This window comes from Parasporobacterium paucivorans DSM 15970 (assembly GCF_900141895.1).
GTDB classification, from domain to species: Bacteria; Bacillota; Clostridia; order Lachnospirales; family Lachnospiraceae; genus Parasporobacterium; species Parasporobacterium paucivorans.
Genome location: NZ_FQYT01000006.1, coordinates 37,347 through 52,452, shown reverse-complemented (window position 1 = coordinate 52,452; position 15,106 = coordinate 37,347). Strand labels below are relative to the sequence as shown.

General features: G+C 44.3%; 15 protein-coding genes. 3 read left to right on the top strand and 12 right to left on the bottom strand.

Features of this window, described 5'->3' with window-relative positions:
• Positions 1–140: 140 nt before the first annotated feature.
• The 7 genes from smpB to gap form a co-directional block, all read right to left on the bottom strand.
• Positions 141–608 (bottom strand): SsrA-binding protein SmpB, encoded by a 468-nt coding sequence (gene smpB / locus BUA79_RS03755; RefSeq protein WP_073993028.1) that lies wholly within the window; start codon positions 606–608, stop codon positions 141–143.
• Positions 589–2,742 carry a ribonuclease R gene (gene rnr, locus BUA79_RS03750; RefSeq protein WP_073993027.1) on the bottom strand — a complete coding sequence of 718 codons (2,154 nt, stop codon included), beginning with the start codon at positions 2,740–2,742 and terminating at the stop codon, positions 589–591. Before rnr ends, smpB begins: the two co-directional genes overlap by 20 nt.
• Positions 2,743–2,808: 66 nt before the next feature.
• Positions 2,809–3,072, bottom strand: a complete 264-nt coding sequence (secG, locus tag BUA79_RS03745; protein ID WP_073993026.1) for a preprotein translocase subunit SecG — start codon at positions 3,070–3,072, stop codon at positions 2,809–2,811.
• Between the two features lie 56 nt (positions 3,073–3,128).
• On the bottom strand, positions 3,129–4,667 hold the full coding sequence (gene gpmI / locus BUA79_RS03740; RefSeq protein WP_073993025.1) for a 2,3-bisphosphoglycerate-independent phosphoglycerate mutase: 1,539 nt from the start codon (positions 4,665–4,667) through the stop codon (positions 3,129–3,131).
• A 23-nt stretch (positions 4,668–4,690) separates the two neighbouring features.
• Positions 4,691–5,434, bottom strand: coding sequence for a triose-phosphate isomerase (gene tpiA / locus BUA79_RS03735; protein WP_073993024.1), 744 nt, complete (start codon positions 5,432–5,434; stop codon positions 4,691–4,693).
• 11 nt (positions 5,435–5,445) lie between these two features.
• The gene (locus tag BUA79_RS03730) at positions 5,446–6,636 is read right to left on the bottom strand and encodes a phosphoglycerate kinase (protein WP_073993083.1); all 1,191 of its coding nucleotides are present in this window, start codon (positions 6,634–6,636) and stop codon (positions 5,446–5,448) included.
• A gap of 81 nt (positions 6,637–6,717) precedes the next feature.
• Positions 6,718–7,731 (bottom strand): type I glyceraldehyde-3-phosphate dehydrogenase, encoded by a 1,014-nt coding sequence (gap, locus tag BUA79_RS03725; protein ID WP_073993023.1) that lies wholly within the window; start codon positions 7,729–7,731, stop codon positions 6,718–6,720.
• A 164-nt stretch (positions 7,732–7,895) separates the two neighbouring features.
• Between gap and BUA79_RS03720 the strand changes: the two genes are divergently transcribed.
• A complete protein-coding gene (locus BUA79_RS03720; protein ID WP_073993022.1) occupies positions 7,896–8,696 on the top strand; it encodes a histidinol-phosphatase HisJ family protein in 801 nt (266 codons plus the stop codon).
• A gap of 5 nt (positions 8,697–8,701) precedes the next feature.
• On the opposite strand, the gene BUA79_RS03715 is transcribed toward BUA79_RS03720, so the two are convergent.
• Positions 8,702–9,304, bottom strand: coding sequence for a histidine phosphatase family protein (locus BUA79_RS03715; protein WP_073993021.1), 603 nt, complete (start codon positions 9,302–9,304; stop codon positions 8,702–8,704).
• A 104-nt stretch (positions 9,305–9,408) separates the two neighbouring features.
• On the opposite strand from BUA79_RS03715, the gene BUA79_RS03710 reads away from it, so the two are divergent.
• Positions 9,409–9,597, top strand: a complete 189-nt coding sequence (locus BUA79_RS03710) for a ferredoxin (protein WP_073993020.1) — start codon at positions 9,409–9,411, stop codon at positions 9,595–9,597.
• Positions 9,598–9,643: 46 nt separating this feature from the next.
• On the opposite strand, the gene BUA79_RS03705 is transcribed toward BUA79_RS03710, so the two are convergent.
• The 3 genes from BUA79_RS03705 to BUA79_RS03695 all read right to left on the bottom strand — a co-directional run bounded on the left by BUA79_RS03705 (position 9,644) and on the right by BUA79_RS03695 (position 13,463).
• Complete coding sequence (locus tag BUA79_RS03705) at positions 9,644–10,819, bottom strand: cation diffusion facilitator family transporter (protein ID WP_073993019.1); 1,176 nt, start codon at positions 10,817–10,819, stop codon at positions 9,644–9,646.
• A gap of 220 nt (positions 10,820–11,039) precedes the next feature.
• Positions 11,040–12,680 (bottom strand): hydroxylamine reductase, encoded by a 1,641-nt coding sequence (gene hcp, locus BUA79_RS03700; protein ID WP_073993018.1) that lies wholly within the window; start codon positions 12,678–12,680, stop codon positions 11,040–11,042.
• A gap of 123 nt (positions 12,681–12,803) precedes the next feature.
• Positions 12,804–13,463: a Crp/Fnr family transcriptional regulator gene (locus BUA79_RS03695; protein ID WP_073993017.1), complete on the bottom strand. Its 660-nt coding sequence runs from the start codon at positions 13,461–13,463 to the stop codon at positions 12,804–12,806.
• A 114-nt stretch (positions 13,464–13,577) separates the two neighbouring features.
• Between BUA79_RS03695 and BUA79_RS03690 the strand changes: the two genes are divergently transcribed.
• Positions 13,578–14,198 carry an NUDIX hydrolase gene (locus BUA79_RS03690; protein ID WP_073993016.1) on the top strand — a complete coding sequence of 207 codons (621 nt, stop codon included), beginning with the start codon at positions 13,578–13,580 and terminating at the stop codon, positions 14,196–14,198.
• On the opposite strand, the gene BUA79_RS12195 is transcribed toward BUA79_RS03690, so the two are convergent.
• Positions 14,195–15,043, bottom strand: a complete 849-nt coding sequence (locus tag BUA79_RS12195) for a L,D-transpeptidase family protein (RefSeq protein ID WP_094757287.1) — start codon at positions 15,041–15,043, stop codon at positions 14,195–14,197. The genes BUA79_RS03690 and BUA79_RS12195 overlap by 4 nt on opposite strands.
• Between the last annotated feature and the right edge of the window lie 63 nt (positions 15,044–15,106).

Sequence of the window (15,106 nt, the reverse complement as noted above, 5' to 3'; positions counted from 1 at the left end):
TATTATCATCCGACTATTGTACCAAAAATCTCTATAAATGTCTCCATGATTTATAACTTTTATAATGACATCTTTGATGTACCTAAAGGGCTTCTGCCTGTACATTTATAACAAAAAAGGACCTATCCGGTCCATTTTTGTCAGTTCAGGTTTTTGACTTTAAAATCCTTTTCAGCTTCTCTTTTCTGGTCTTTCTTTGCAATATCCTGTCGTTTGTCATACAGCTTCTTGCCTTTTGCAAGTCCTATTTCCAGTTTTACTTTTCCGTCCTTGAAATAGACCTGAAGCGGCACAATTGTGTATCCGTCCCGATCCATGGAGGATGCGATTTTCCGGATTTCATATTTGTGCATAAGCAGCTTTTTTACCCGCAGGGGGTCTTTATTGAAGATGTTGCCTTTCTCATATGGGCTTATATGCATATTATAAATATACATTTCACCCCTTTCAATTTTAATAAATGACTCCTTTATACTGCATTTACCCATTCTAAGGGATTTGACCTCTGTTCCATGCAGCACGATTCCTGTTTCAAAGGTTTCCTCTATAAAATAGTCAAATCTCGCTTTTTTATTATTGGCAATGAGTTTAAACGATTCCTTCGCCACTGTCCTCTCCTCCTTCTGTCAACTCAAAATCAATGTTGCGCAGAAGCTTGTCCGCTTTGACCAGCTTCACCCGGACATTTTGTCCCAGTTTATATCTTTTGTTGGTGGCTTTTCCCACCATTTCATAATGTTCCTCATCGTAGTCAAAATAATCTCCTGGGATGGCCGAAATGTGAACCATGCCTTCCACCGTGTTGGGCAGTTCCACGTACATTCCCCATTTGGTAATCCCGGATACGACACCATCAAACTCTTCTCCGACAAACTGCTGCATATATTCGACTTTTTTGAGTTTGATTGTCTCTCTTTCAGCTTCTTCTGCCCTTCTCTCCGTAACACTGCACTGGGAGGCAACAGTCGGCAGTACAAATTCATAATGGGTTATCCGTCTCTCATTAAGCCTTCCCGAGAGATTTTCCTTGATAATCCGGTGTATCTGCAGATCCGGATATCTCCTGATGGGGGAAGTAAAATGACAGTAGTATTTTGTTGCCAGGCCGAAATGAGTGGTCTCAGTGGTAGAATATCTCGCCTGTTTCATGGATCGAAGCATCAGGCGGCTTATCATCATTTCTTCATCGGATCCCTCAATCCGGTCAAGAAGTTTCTGCATTTCTTTGGGATGCATCTCCTGCTGTCCCACATGGATGCTGTGTCCGAAATTATTTATGAACATCCCCAGTTTCAGCACTTTATCCGGATCCGGTGCCTCATGGCTTCTATACACAAAGGGCAGTTCCTGCCAGAAAAAATCTTCTGCCACTGTCTCATTGGCAATCAGCATAAAGTCCTCGATGATTTTGGTTGCAATGTTTCTGTCATACGGCTTGATTTCGATTGGCTTTCCGTTCGGATTGAGGATAATTTTGGTCTCCGGAAAATCGAAATCAATGGAGCCTCTGTCTCTTCGCACCTTTTTCAGAATCTGTGCCAGGCTTCTCATCTCCTTAAACATGGAAACGAGATCGATGTATTTTGAAATCTCCTCAGGATCTTCATCCTCGAGTATCTTCTTAACGCTGGTGTAGGTCATCCGGCGGTCCACATGAATCACGGTTTCCGCAATTTTATGGGAAGTAACCTTTCCCTCGCTGTCGATTTCCATTATGCAGCTCAGGGCCAGCCTGTCCTGTCCTTCATTCAAAGAACAGATTCCATTGGAAAGCTTATGGGGAAGCATAGGGATAACTCTATCTGCCAGATATACGCTGGTTCCGCGGATCAGAGCCTCTTCATCCAGGGGAGAATTTTCTCTTACATAATGGGTTACATCCGCAATATGGACGCCCAGAGTGTAGCGGCCGCCCTCACTGCTGAGTGTTATGGCATCATCCAGGTCCTTTGCATCTTCTCCATCAATCGTAACCGTTTTCCAGCTCCGGATATCCATCCGTCCAGCATATTCTTCCTCTGTCACTTTCTCCGGCACATCTTTGACCTGTTCCATGACCTCCTGAGGGAACTCCATGGGAATGTTCTTGTCCAGGACAATAGAAAGGATATCCACCCCCGGATCATTGATATGGCCAATAATACGGATGATTTCGCCTTCCGGATTCTGCCCGGATTTTCCATAATCGATAATTTTCGCGATTACCTTGTGCCCATTAATCGCTCCCATGGATTTTTTCCTCTGGATAAATATGTCTTTAAAGATTTTCGGATTATCCGCCACGACAAATCCGAAATTTTTACTTTCCTGATAGAGACCTACGACTTCCGTGGCAGACCGCTCCAGTACCTTGATAACTTCCCCTTCCTGCCTCTTCCCATTTCTTCCGGGTCTTACGACAACGATTACACGGTCATTGTTCATGGCAGTTCCAGTAGCATTTTCAGGTATGAATATGTCCTCTTCTTCCCCTTCGATGGACACAAATCCGAAGCCTCTTGCATTTCCGGTAAAGATTCCCTCTTTTTTATTTTCTTCGGGTTTGCCGTATTTTCCTTTTTGGGAGAGGCTTATCAGGCCTTCCTTGACCAGGAGTTTCAGGACGGCCTCCAGGTCCTTTCTCTCATCTTTCGGAATATTGAGAAGGATCGCTATTTCCTTTATTTTCATTGGTACATACTTTTCATTATTTACCAGATCCAGAATCAGTTTCTTCCTTATCTGTATCAATCTCTCATCCATATTATCCACCTTTTCTTTACGGATTAAAAAACACCCTCATTAAAGTCTGAGAGTGTTTAAAATTTCTTATTGCAGAAAGCCCATGCTTAACACTATCGCTAGAACCATGAAAGCCAATGCTAAAAACTTTGTTGATTTTTCTACAGCTCCTTCTACGGAACGACCCTTGTTCTTACTCCAGTAGGTATCAGAGCTTCCTGTAATGGTTGACGTCAGCCCGGCGGATTTTCCCTCCTGCAGCAGGACAATTACTATCAGAACGATGCTTACAACAACTAAAATAATGCTTAAAATTAATTTGAGCAAATTAACACACCTCCAGGCCCACATTTATATAATATGGTAACATACAAAACCACACTTATCAATAGTTTTATTAAATACGACTATCTGACCAGCAGGGATCTTCCCGTCATTTCCTCCGGCTTTTCCAATCCCATCAGGTCAATCAGAGTCGGTGCAATGTCGCACAAAGCTCCGCCTTCCGCCAGTTTATAAGTTGGATTGGCATTGCATAATATAAAAGGAACTGGATTGGTGGTATGGGCTGTGAAACATTCCCCTGTTTTTTCATCTATCATCTTTTCAGCATTCCCATGATCTGCACAGATAAACAGGATTCCCCCTGCCTCCTTGATGGAATCGAAGGCTCTTTTCACACAGATATCCACTGTTTTCAGGGCTTTCCACACGGCAGACTGTACACCGGTATGTCCCACCATGTCCGGATTTGCGAAGTTCACGATAATCACATCATACACATTAGACTGTACGGCTTCCACCAGTGCATCGCAAACCTGAACTGCACTCATCTCCGGCTGCAGGTCATATGTGGCAACCTTAGGGGAACTGATCAGAATCCGGTCTTCTCCTTCGTTAGGCACCTCTTTGCCTCCATTGAAGAAAAAGGTTACATGGGCGTATTTTTCCGTTTCAGCAAGTCTCAGCTGTTTCAGATGGTTTTCTGCCAACAGCTCTCCAAAGGTATTCGTTATGTCTTTGTCCTTAAAAGCGACCAGTTTGTTTTGAATGGTGACGTCATAGTCCGTAAAACATACGTATGTTGTCCTGACCCTTGCAGCCCTCTCAAATTCTGAAAACTCCTCATCACAGAATGCCCTCGTGAGCTCTCTCGCCCGGTCAGGACGGAAGTTGAAGAATATGACCGAATCATCATCCCGGATGGATGCCAACGGTTTTCCATTCTCCCATATGATCACCGGCTTGACGAATTCATCCGTCACGCCCGCATTATATGATTTTTCAACTGCTTCTGCTGCAGACACGTCTGGAATCCCTGCACCCAGGGCAAGGGCATCATAGGCCAGCTTCACCCTATCCCATCTGTTGTCCCGGTCCATGGAATAGTATCTTCCCATCACAGTTGCAATCCGTCCTGTTCCCAGCTCAACCGTCTTCTCTTCCAGCTCTCTGACAAATGAGATGCCGGACGAAGGGGATGTATCACGTCCGTCTAAGAACACATGAATAAATACTCTGTCAAAATTCTCTCTTTTTGCCAGTTCCAGAAGTGCATATACATGTGTATTATGGCTGTGCACGCCTCCATCGGAAAGAAGTCCCATCAAATGAAGATTGCTGCCTTTTCTTTTGCAGTTGTCAATGGCTTCCAGAAGCTCCGGAGTTTCAAAAAAACTGCCTTCATCTATTTCCTTTGTTATCTTGGTAAGATCCTGATATATAACTCTTCCGGCTCCAATGTTCAAATGTCCAACTTCAGAATTACCCATTTGTCCTTCCGGAAGACCGACCGCTTTTCCGCTGGCATACCCTTTCACAAAAGGATATGTTTTCATAAGTTTGTCAATTTCCGGAGTATCAGTTCGTTCCGGAAAGTCTGTTTTTTTATTTTCCGCCAATCCAAAACCATCTAATATCATAAGGACCACTGGTTTGCTTTTCATTCGGTTTTCTCCTCGCCGCTATTTTAAGAATTTACGATTTTTGCGAAATCAGCTTTCAGGGATGCCCCTCCAACAAGACCTCCGTCAATATCCGGCATGGAAAAGAGTTCCGCCGCATTGGCTCCTGAAACGCTTCCTCCATACAGTATCCTTATTTCCTCTGCGACAGACACATCATAGATTTCTTCGATACATTCCCGTATTTTCCTGCAGACTTCTTCCGCCTGCTCTGTGGTGGCTACCTTTCCGGTTCCAATAGCCCAGATCGGCTCATAGGCAATAACGGCCAATTTTGCCAGTTGTGGCGTAACTTCCTGAAACGCAATTTTAACCTGCTGTCTGATCCAATCTATAGTAATACCTTGTTCTCTCTGTACAAGGCTTTCCCCACAGCAGATGATCGGCGTGATTCCATGCTCATAAGCCTTCAGAACCTTTTTATTAACATCTTCATCCGTTTCCCCGAAGTACTGCCTTCTCTCCGAATGTCCGATTATTACATGCTTTACTCCAGCATCTGTCAGCATATTCGGCGCGATTTCACCCGTATACGCGCCGTTTTCCTCAAAGTACATATTCTGGGCTCCTATGGAAATTCCGGTTCCGGCAACTGCCTGTACCGCAGGTATAATAGAAATAAAAGGTACACAGAATACGACATCCACATCCGTATTAGCCACTAATGGCTTAAGTTCCTCGATTAAAGCTCTTGCTTCGGTAGCTGTCTTGTTCATTTTCCAGTTTCCTGCCGCCATTCTTTTTCTCATTTTATTGCTCCTTATTTTTCATTTACCGCTGAAATACCGGGTAGTACACGTCCTTCAAGAAATTCCAGGGAAGCTCCGCCGCCTGTGGATATATGTGTCATCTTGTCCCCATATCCCATCTGGTTGACAGCTGCCGCAGAATCTCCTCCGCCAATGATGGTGATGGCATCCATTTCTGAGAGTGCTTTTGCTATAGACTCTGTACCTGCGGCAAAAGGCTTCATTTCAAATACTCCCATAGGGCCATTCCACAATACGGTTTTTGCATCACGGATTGCCTGCGTAAAGAGCTCTCTCGTTTTCGGCCCTATATCCATACCCATTTCATCTTTGTCCATGCTCTTTTCTATGACTCTGCTGGGTGCATTTTCCGCATACTCCTTTGTGACTACGACGTCCACGGGGAGATACAGCTTGACTCCCTTTTGTTTTGCTTTTTCCACCATTTTCTTTGCATATTCCAGGTAATCGTCTTCAACCAGGGATTTACCGATTTCTTTGCCCTCCGCCTTAGCGAAAGTGTAGGACATACCGCCTCCTATGATAAGAATATCCACCTTATCAAGAAGTTTCTCGATTACGGAAAGCTTGGATGAAACCTTGGATCCCCCGAGTATTGCCGCAAATGGTCTCACTGGATTTTCAAGGGCATTTCCCAAAAACATGATTTCCTTCTCCATAAGGTACCCGATAACGGAAGTTTCCATGAATTTTGCTACGCCTGCCGTTGAACAGTGTGCCCTGTGGGCGGTTCCGAACGCATCGTTCACAAAAACATCTGCCAGAGAAGCCAGTTCCTTGCTGAATGTATCTTCGTTTTTTTCCTCTTCCGGGCGGAATCGGGTATTTTCCAGGAGGACGACATCCCCCTCTTTCATTGCGGCAACAGCCTTTCTGGCCATTTCCCCAACCACCTCATCATCTGCTGCAAAGACAACCTCTTTGCCCAGCATTTCCGAAAGCCTTTTTGCTACTGGAGCCAGAGACAGGGCCGGATCCGGTTTGCCCTTGGGTTTTCCCATATGTGAACAGAGAATCACCTTCGCGCCGTCCGCTGTCAGCTTCTCTATTGTGGGAAGTGCCTGTGTCAGTCGGTTTTCATCCGTAATTCTGCCGTCTTGTATGGGCACGTTAAAGTCACACCTGACGAGAACTTTTTTACCTTTAACATCAATATCATCCAAAGTTTTTTTATTAAGCATTTTCCTGCTCCTTTCCATTCAACGCAAAAAACCGGGGCCTCCTATATTGCTATAGGATGGACCCCCATTATTTTCAATCAATTATGCCAGTTCTGCGAAATATTTTATCGTTTTAACCATTTGGCTGGTGTAGGAATTCTCATTGTCATACCAGGAAACGGATTTGACCAGAGTCTTTCCGCCTTCCAGAGGGGTAACCCTTGTCTGCGTACCATCGAACAGAGAGCCGTATGTGATTCCAATAACATCAGAAGACACGATCTCTTCTTCTGTATATCCGAAAGAAGGAGAAGCTGCCGCCTTCATAGCTGCATTTACTTCAGCAACCGTTACTTCCTTTTTTACAACACTGACTAATTCTGTAAGTGAGCCGGATGGTACCGGAACCCTCTGTGCTGCGCCATCGAGTTTTCCAGCCAATTCAGGAATTACGTTTCCGATTGCCTTGGCTGCTCCGGTAGTATTTGGTACTACGTTAATAGCTGCTGCGCGGGCTCTCCTCAAATCGCCACCTCTATGTGGACCATCCAGAACCATCTGATCCCCAGTATATGCGTGGATTGTGGTCATGAATCCTTTTTCTATTCCAGCTAATTTATTAAGGGTGTCTGCCATTGGAGCCAGGCAGTTTGTTGTGCAGGAAGCCGCTGATATAACGGTGTCTTCTTTAGTAAGGATTTTCTCATTCACTCCAAATACGATTGTTGGAAGATCATTTCCGGCCGGTGCCGAAATAACCACTTTCTTTGCTCCTGCATCGATATGGGCCTGGGCTTTTGCTTTTGATGTATAGAAGCCGGTACATTCCAGCACGACGTCTACGCCAATCTCTCCCCATGGCAGATTCTTTGCATCTGCTTCTTTGTAAATAATAATCTCTTTTCCCTCCACCTCAATGGATGACTCTTTTGCAACAACTGTTTCCCCTTTTTCATATCGCTTCTGTACCGAATCATATTTAAGCAAATGCGCAAGCATCTTAGGATCTGTCAAGTCATTTATTGCAACAACCTCATAACCTTCTGCACCGAACATCTGTCTGAATGCCAGGCGCCCAATGCGTCCAAACCCGTTAATTGCAACTTTTACTGCCATAATAATTTTTCCTCCTGATATTGAATTACTTATTTTTTTAAAACCTATTGACATTCTACAGTTTTTAGTTGAAAATTTCAAGGTATTCTTTGCAAGTTGTTTGACAACTATTTAACGTTGCATTATTATTTTTATATATTGAAATATTTTACCAGGAGGCTGCCATGTATTCCGACACACATATCCATACCCGCTTCTCCCCTGATTCCGATGCAGATCTGGAAGAGATTATACAAAAAGCTCTTTCATTGGATATGAAGCATATCTGCATCACGGATCATCAGGATTTTGACTACCCCGTTCCACATCTTTTTTTCGACCTTGATTTACCCGAATATTATGAGACACTCTGTAAGTTTCGCAAAAAATATGCCGGGAGAATCGAGCTTCTTATCGGAGTGGAAACCGGTCTGGAGCCAGGACTGCAAAAGAAAATCAGGGATTTTACAGGACTCGTCCCTTTTGATTTCATAATAGGCTCTTCCCATCTGGTGAACGGGCACGATCCTTATTATCCGGATTATTTTGACGGAAGAACAGAGCGGGAAGCCTTTGCAGAATACTTCACGTCTATTTTGGATAATCTGAATGCAAACAAGGATTTTGACGTCTATGGCCATTTGGATTATATCGTACGATATGCTCCCCAGAAAAATGCCAACTACAGCTACGCCGATTATGCAGATTATCTTGATGAAATACTAAAGACCTTGATTCGCATGGACAAAGGAATCGAAGTGAATACGGGCGGATACCGGTATGAGCTCAATGACACCAATCCATCCCAGGACATAATCAAAAGATACCGCCAGCTTGGAGGCGACATCATAACAATCGGCTCAGATGCCCATACCCCCGATTACATAGGATATAACTTCGACCTGGCAGCTGCCACCCTGAAAAACAGCGGATTTAGACACTATAATATATTCAGGCAGAGATCGCCCGTGTTCATAGGACTCTAGAGCCACTAATCCAGGACGAGTCCTTCATCCAGGATAATATAGCCTTCTTCTCCATAAACGGCTCTGGTGACGGACCCGTTCACAATCGGGACCAGCCATAAATCCTTTAAAGGTGTTTTCTTTATGTAGGCAAGCATTGCATGTATGCTGGTGGCATGGGATACCAGCAGAATCTTCTGGTCGGGATGGCTTTTGGGGAGATTCTCCAGAAATTCTCCCGTCCTGGCAAGAAGATTCTGGTAGCTTTCCCCACCCTCTGTGGGAATATATTTATCCGGACTCATAAAGAAGGCCTGAACTGTTTCGTACAATTCCCCGCCAGCTTTTTCCAGGTTCCGGTATACGAGTCCTTCCAGTTTCCCCAGTGCGATTTCATATATTCTCTCATCCACAATTATGTCGTTATGTCCCGCTATTATAGAGGCCGTGTCCAGGGCACGCTGCAGTGGGCTGGCAAATACCGCATCAAAATTAATATTTTTCAAAGCCCGACCAACCCTTTCAGCCTGTGCCCTTCCTTCTTCGTTAAGGGGCATGTCTGCCCTTCCCTGCATTTTCTTTTCTTTATTCCAGTCCGTTTGACCGTGTCTTACAATATATAATTCCATTTTTTCTCCTGATCTATAAATTGAATTTCACACATTATCGCATATTGACTATAAGTTTTCAAGATGTTAAGCTTAAAACAGAATACTGACAAGGAGGAACTCCAATGAAGGCAAGTGTCAATAAAGATGAATGCATTTCCTGCGGATTATGCACGGAAACATGTCCGGAAGTATTCCAGATTGGGGCAGACGGAAAATCAGAGGTTTTTGTGGAAGAAATACCGGCAGAATTAGAGAGTGCTGTTCTTTCAGCAAGAGATGATTGTCCAGTCAGCGCCATCACCGTGGAATAATATCTACAGACGAAAGAGAAACCTGCTTCAATCAGGTTTCTCTTTCCTATTCAGCCATAAAACTGTTTTCAATCGTAATTACACAGCAGCATCCGGGGTGTGTCCCCAAAAGACCCACCGTAATATTTTCCACCAGCTCCTCTTTATCTGTTTCGCTGAAGGAATGCGGAACAACCAGATCAAATACAAATTTGATGTTCATATCCCTCTCAACAGCCCGAAAATCATGTATGGTTGCCTCTGGCTCCAGTCCTTGTATCAGATGTCCTACCATATCTTTTCTTTCCATATATTTTTGATCCTGCACCTCCACGGGGTCCATGTGAATGACAAGAAATATACCCTGCTCCCGCAGGACATCCCTCTCAATACAGTCAACAACATCATGAATATCCTCCATATCCATATTGTTGGGAACCTCGGCATGGATTGTAGCCATTATACGGGATGGTCCGTAGTTGTGGGCTATAAGGTCGTGGGTGCCGAGTATTCCTTCGTAGCTTTCCACCTTTCGGATTATTCGTTCGGAGACATCCTTGTCAACAGCCTCTCCCAACAGCGGCATCAGTGTCTCTCGGGCAATATTGAAGCCCGAAAACAGCACAAATATGGACACTGCCAGACCCGCCCAGCCATCGATTGTAATCCCGGATATCTTTTCGAAAACTATGGAAAGTATCGTGACAGATGTTACGACTACGTCATTCCTTGCATCCGTGGATGTCGCCTTCAGGACATTGGAGTTAATACGGTCCCCCAGCATCCGGTTAAACAGGGATAACCACACCTTAACCAACGCCGATATACACAGAACCAGAACGATTACCCAGTTGAATCCAAGTTTCTCCGGATGGATTACCTTAGCGAAGGATGTCTTCAAAAGGGTTATTCCCACATAGAGTATAAGGAATGCCACAATAAGCGCAGAAATATACTCGATCCTGCCGTGTCCAAAGGGATGCTCCTTGTCCGGAGACCTCCCCGCTAGCTTCGCGCCCATTACCCCGACAACGGATGAGGCAGAATCCGACAGATTATTAAAAGCATCCGCCATAACAGAAATACTGTTGATAAATATTCCGATAAAAAGCTTTACGGCAAATAATAATATATTACAGATGATCCCCACCATACCTGCCAGCATTCCATAAGCGGTACGTACATCACTGTTTTGGACTTCATCGTGATTTCGAATAAATAGTTTAACCAACAAACCGGTCATGTCTCTCCCCCGTAATAACCGTTTTATAAAACGTTCATGCTTTCCAATAAAATTTCCAATGGACAAATTCACTTAGAAAAAAATCAAGTGCATTTCCGCACCTGACTGATGTTCCGAATATTTTATCATAGTAATTTCGTTTCTTCAAGTTTTTATCACACTCATACAGCAAGCCATCCGTAACCGGTCAAAATTCCGGATATAGATGGCTTGCTCATAATTATTCTCCCATGAATAACTGGATATCGTCTTCCACGGTACCGATTCCAGCAATACCGAATGTCTCTACCAGTACATTAGCCACGTTCGGAGAGAGGAACGCCGGCAGCGTTGGTCCTAAATGGATATTTTTCACTCCCAGGTATAACAGGGAAAGAAGAACGATGACTGCCTTCTGTTCATACCATGCTATATTGAAAGCTATCGGAAGGTCGTTTATATCCTCCAGTCCGAATACTTCCTTGAGTTTCAGTGCAATCACTGCCAGAGAATATGAGTCATTGCATTGTCCCGCATCCAGCACTCTCGGAATTCCATTGATATCTCCCAGGTTCAGTTTATTATATTTATATTTGGCGCAGCCTGCCGTAAGTATTACCGCATCAGCAGGAATGGCCTGTGCAAACTCCGTATAGTATTCTCTGGATCTCTGACGTCCGTCACAGCCTGCCATAACAAAGAATTTCTTAATGGCTCCGGTTTTGACAGCATCAACCACCTGATCCGCCAGCGCCAGCACCTGATTGTGGGCAAATCCTCCAATGATTTCTCCTTCTTCAATCTGCTTTGGAGGTTCACATGTTTTTGCCAACTCTATGATTTGAGAAAAGTCTTTTTTACCGTTCTCGGCTTTTTCGATATGAACGCAACCTGGAAATCCGGATGCACCCGTGGTGAAAACTCTGGATTTATAGGAATCTTTCGGAGGGACAATACAATTTGTGGTCATGAGTACGGGTCCGTTAAAACTTTCAAACTCCTCTTTCTGTTTCCACCATGCATTTCCGTAGTTTCCAACAAAATTATCATATTTCTTGAATGCCGGATAATAATGGGCCGGAAGCATCTCAGAATGCGTATATACGTCTACGCCAGTTCCCTTTGTCTGTTCGAGCAGCAGCTCCAAATCTTTCAAATCATGGCCTGATATTAATATGCCTGGATTTTTACCTGTTCCAATATTTACCCTTGTCAGTTCAGGGTTTCCATACGTTCCGGTATTTGCGGAATCCAGCAATGCCATTCCGTCCACGCCGAATTTTCCTGACTCCAGCGTCAGAGCAACCAGTTCATCCGCACCCAGTGAATCATTCAGGGTAGCTGCAAGGGCACGCTGTACAAAAGCATTTATATCGTCACTGTCATACCCCAGTTCATTTGCATGTTTCATATAAGCAGAAAGACCTTTCAGTCCATATGTGATCAATTCTCTGAGGCTTCTCACGTCTTCATTTTCCGTAGCAAGAACCCCCACGGCCGGAGCTTTCCTCTCCATTTCATTTCTGTCGGACGCAGTCCATACAGCAGCCTCATGAAGCCCTTCTTTATTCTCAATCTTCTGTAATAATTCATCTTTGATGCGGAGTGTATCCAATGCCCTCTGATAAATGACATCATTATCAAAGTTTGCATTCGTTATAGTTGTAAACAAATTCAAAGTGATATGGCTGTTAACCTCAGGCAAAACTGTTTCACCCTGCTTCCTGAGCGCCGTTGTAACCTCGCTGAGCCCCTTTGTCACGTAAATAAGCAGATCCTGACCATTAGCGACCTCCGGTGATTTCCCACAGACTCCTGATACTGTGCAGCCCTGACATCCTGCTGTTTCCTGACACTGATAACAAAACATTTTGTTTTCCATAATTATCCTCTGCTTTCCTGATTTTCATGATATTCAATTTCAATTTCTTGAATAAACTCATTCTAATCGACAGCGCCAAATATGTATGTTGCATACGCAACATTTTGTTGTTGCCAGCGTTTCTTACAGCAGCCGGAAAGTATTTTTGTCGTAGTCAATTATTCCTTCCTGCTGCATATTGGTGAGCTCCCGGGTCAGAGCGCTCCTGTTCGCACAAAGATATTCCGCCATTTCCAGCCTTCCCATCGGAACCGTAAAATAGGATGTCCCCGCGGCCTGTGCCTGCTGGGAAAGAAATGTCAGAATCTTTTCCCGAAGTGTCATTTTGGAAGTGATTTCCAATTTATCAATGAACTGGAGATTTTTTTTTGCAATCAGCATAACCATGTTTTCGATAAGCTGTTGATGAAAAGCACAGGTTTTAGAACACGTATGCATCAAGGCTCCAAAGGACAGATACAGCACCCGGCAGTCCACTGGGGCAAAAAAGGAAACTGTCGTGGCAGCCGTTTTACTGAAAATGAAGCTTTCCCCAAACAGATCGCTTTCGTTCATTACGGCAAAGATAGCTTTATTTCCCCAATGGTCTTCCTTTATCATCTGGATTTTTCCTTCTAATACCAGCCCGATGCTTTTAATTATCTCGCCATTAAGCGCTATGAAGCTCCCTTTTTTGTAGAAAACTTCATGGGCCTGCATGCAGGTCAATAACCCTCCCATGTCCCCGCTGTCTATCTTTTCAAAAATCGGATACTTTGTTATTTTGTCAAAATCAATTCCCATGTGGCAACCTCCATAAATTTGTACTATAATTATTATACCAAAAAAATCAAATGTTGCAACTGCAACATTTTACTGTTGCACTTAACCAAAGCCACAGGAAATAAAGGAGTAATTATGCCGCAAATAGAAGAATTCCAACGGAGAATACCTGGGATAATCGGAAGTGAACGCAACAAGGAATATGCCGTTCTTATCCCGATCCTGGAAACAGATTCCGGACCTGCGCTCCTCTTTGAAAAACGCGCCAACAACCTCAACCACCAGCCGGATGAAATCTGTTTTCCAGGTGGGAAGCTGGAGCCGGACGAGTCCCTTCTGGAATGTGCCGTCCGGGAGGCGGCGGAAGAGCTGCTCATAAGTGAGGATCAGATTGAAATCCTCGGTCCCGGCGACCTCTACATATCCCCTTTTAATCTGGTGATACATCCCTATATCGGTTATGTTAAAGATTACAAAAAAACGTTCAGCAGAGACGAAGTGGCAGAAATCCTGCTTGTGCCTCTGCAGTATTTCATGACAACAGTGCCCGAAATATATCATAACTGTCTTATGAATGTTCCTACGGAAGACTTTCCCTACGAGCGCATTCCGGGCGGAGAAAAATATCCCTGGGCAAAAGGCATCTACGATATAATGTTTTACATGTACGAAGACCAGATAATTTGGGGAATGACTGCTCATATCGCCCGTTCCGCTGTTGAACTGATTGCCCAGTATGACCTGATCCGGAATTAGTAGTTCAAAATGTTTTCCTGCCGGTCAATCAGGATGATGCATCCACTGTGGATATTCTGAAGAATGAACAGCATATCGCTTTCTGGAACGGATACGCATCCTCCCGTAGGCTCCCCTGTGGACACGTGGAGGAACATGGCAGAACCATTCCCTGGTACACGTTCCAGATTGTAGTCTATTGGAATCACATAATTATACGCCTTTCCGCATTCGATTATGTGTTCCGCGCTGTCCCAGTCCTTCACCACTTCATTCAAGGACACAAACTTGTTGTAGAAGGACGAATCCACATCATCCACCCAGTAATAAGAATCATCAACTTTTGTATAGAATAATTCCGTTACCGGCTTTTCCTTGATTCCAAATGCAAAGGATAACGAATAAATTCCCGACGGCGTTTTGGTATCATATTCGCTTGCCTGGCCTACACCGTTTTCGCCTACCCAGCCATTGGTGCTCAGTATTTCTTTCCAGGAACCATCAACAGACTTTTCGTGCATACTTATGACTGCACTGCTCCCCTGGGCTGATACCACGATCATCTGGGATACGGAGGCAGCAATTCTCATATTCTCCACGAAATCCTTTTTTTCTGTTTCGGAAAACGCCTCCGCCACGGACGTGGTCTCTGCAACATAAAGCTCTTTCGTTTCAGACGCTATTTCCTGGCTGACCGGAGTTGTCTCCTCCGTTTGCTGCATGCTTTCCTCAACCAAAGAGGTCTCTTTTTGTGCGGAACTTTCCCTGGGGCTTTCCTTCCCGTTTGTGTTCAGAGCATATAATACCGCCAGACCCACAGACAGCGCTACGCCGACCGTTATGATCAAAACGATTATTTTATTCATCCCCATCAACCTCCGACAATTTTCTGATATTATAGCACGCTTTATTCCTGTGTGCCATATCAT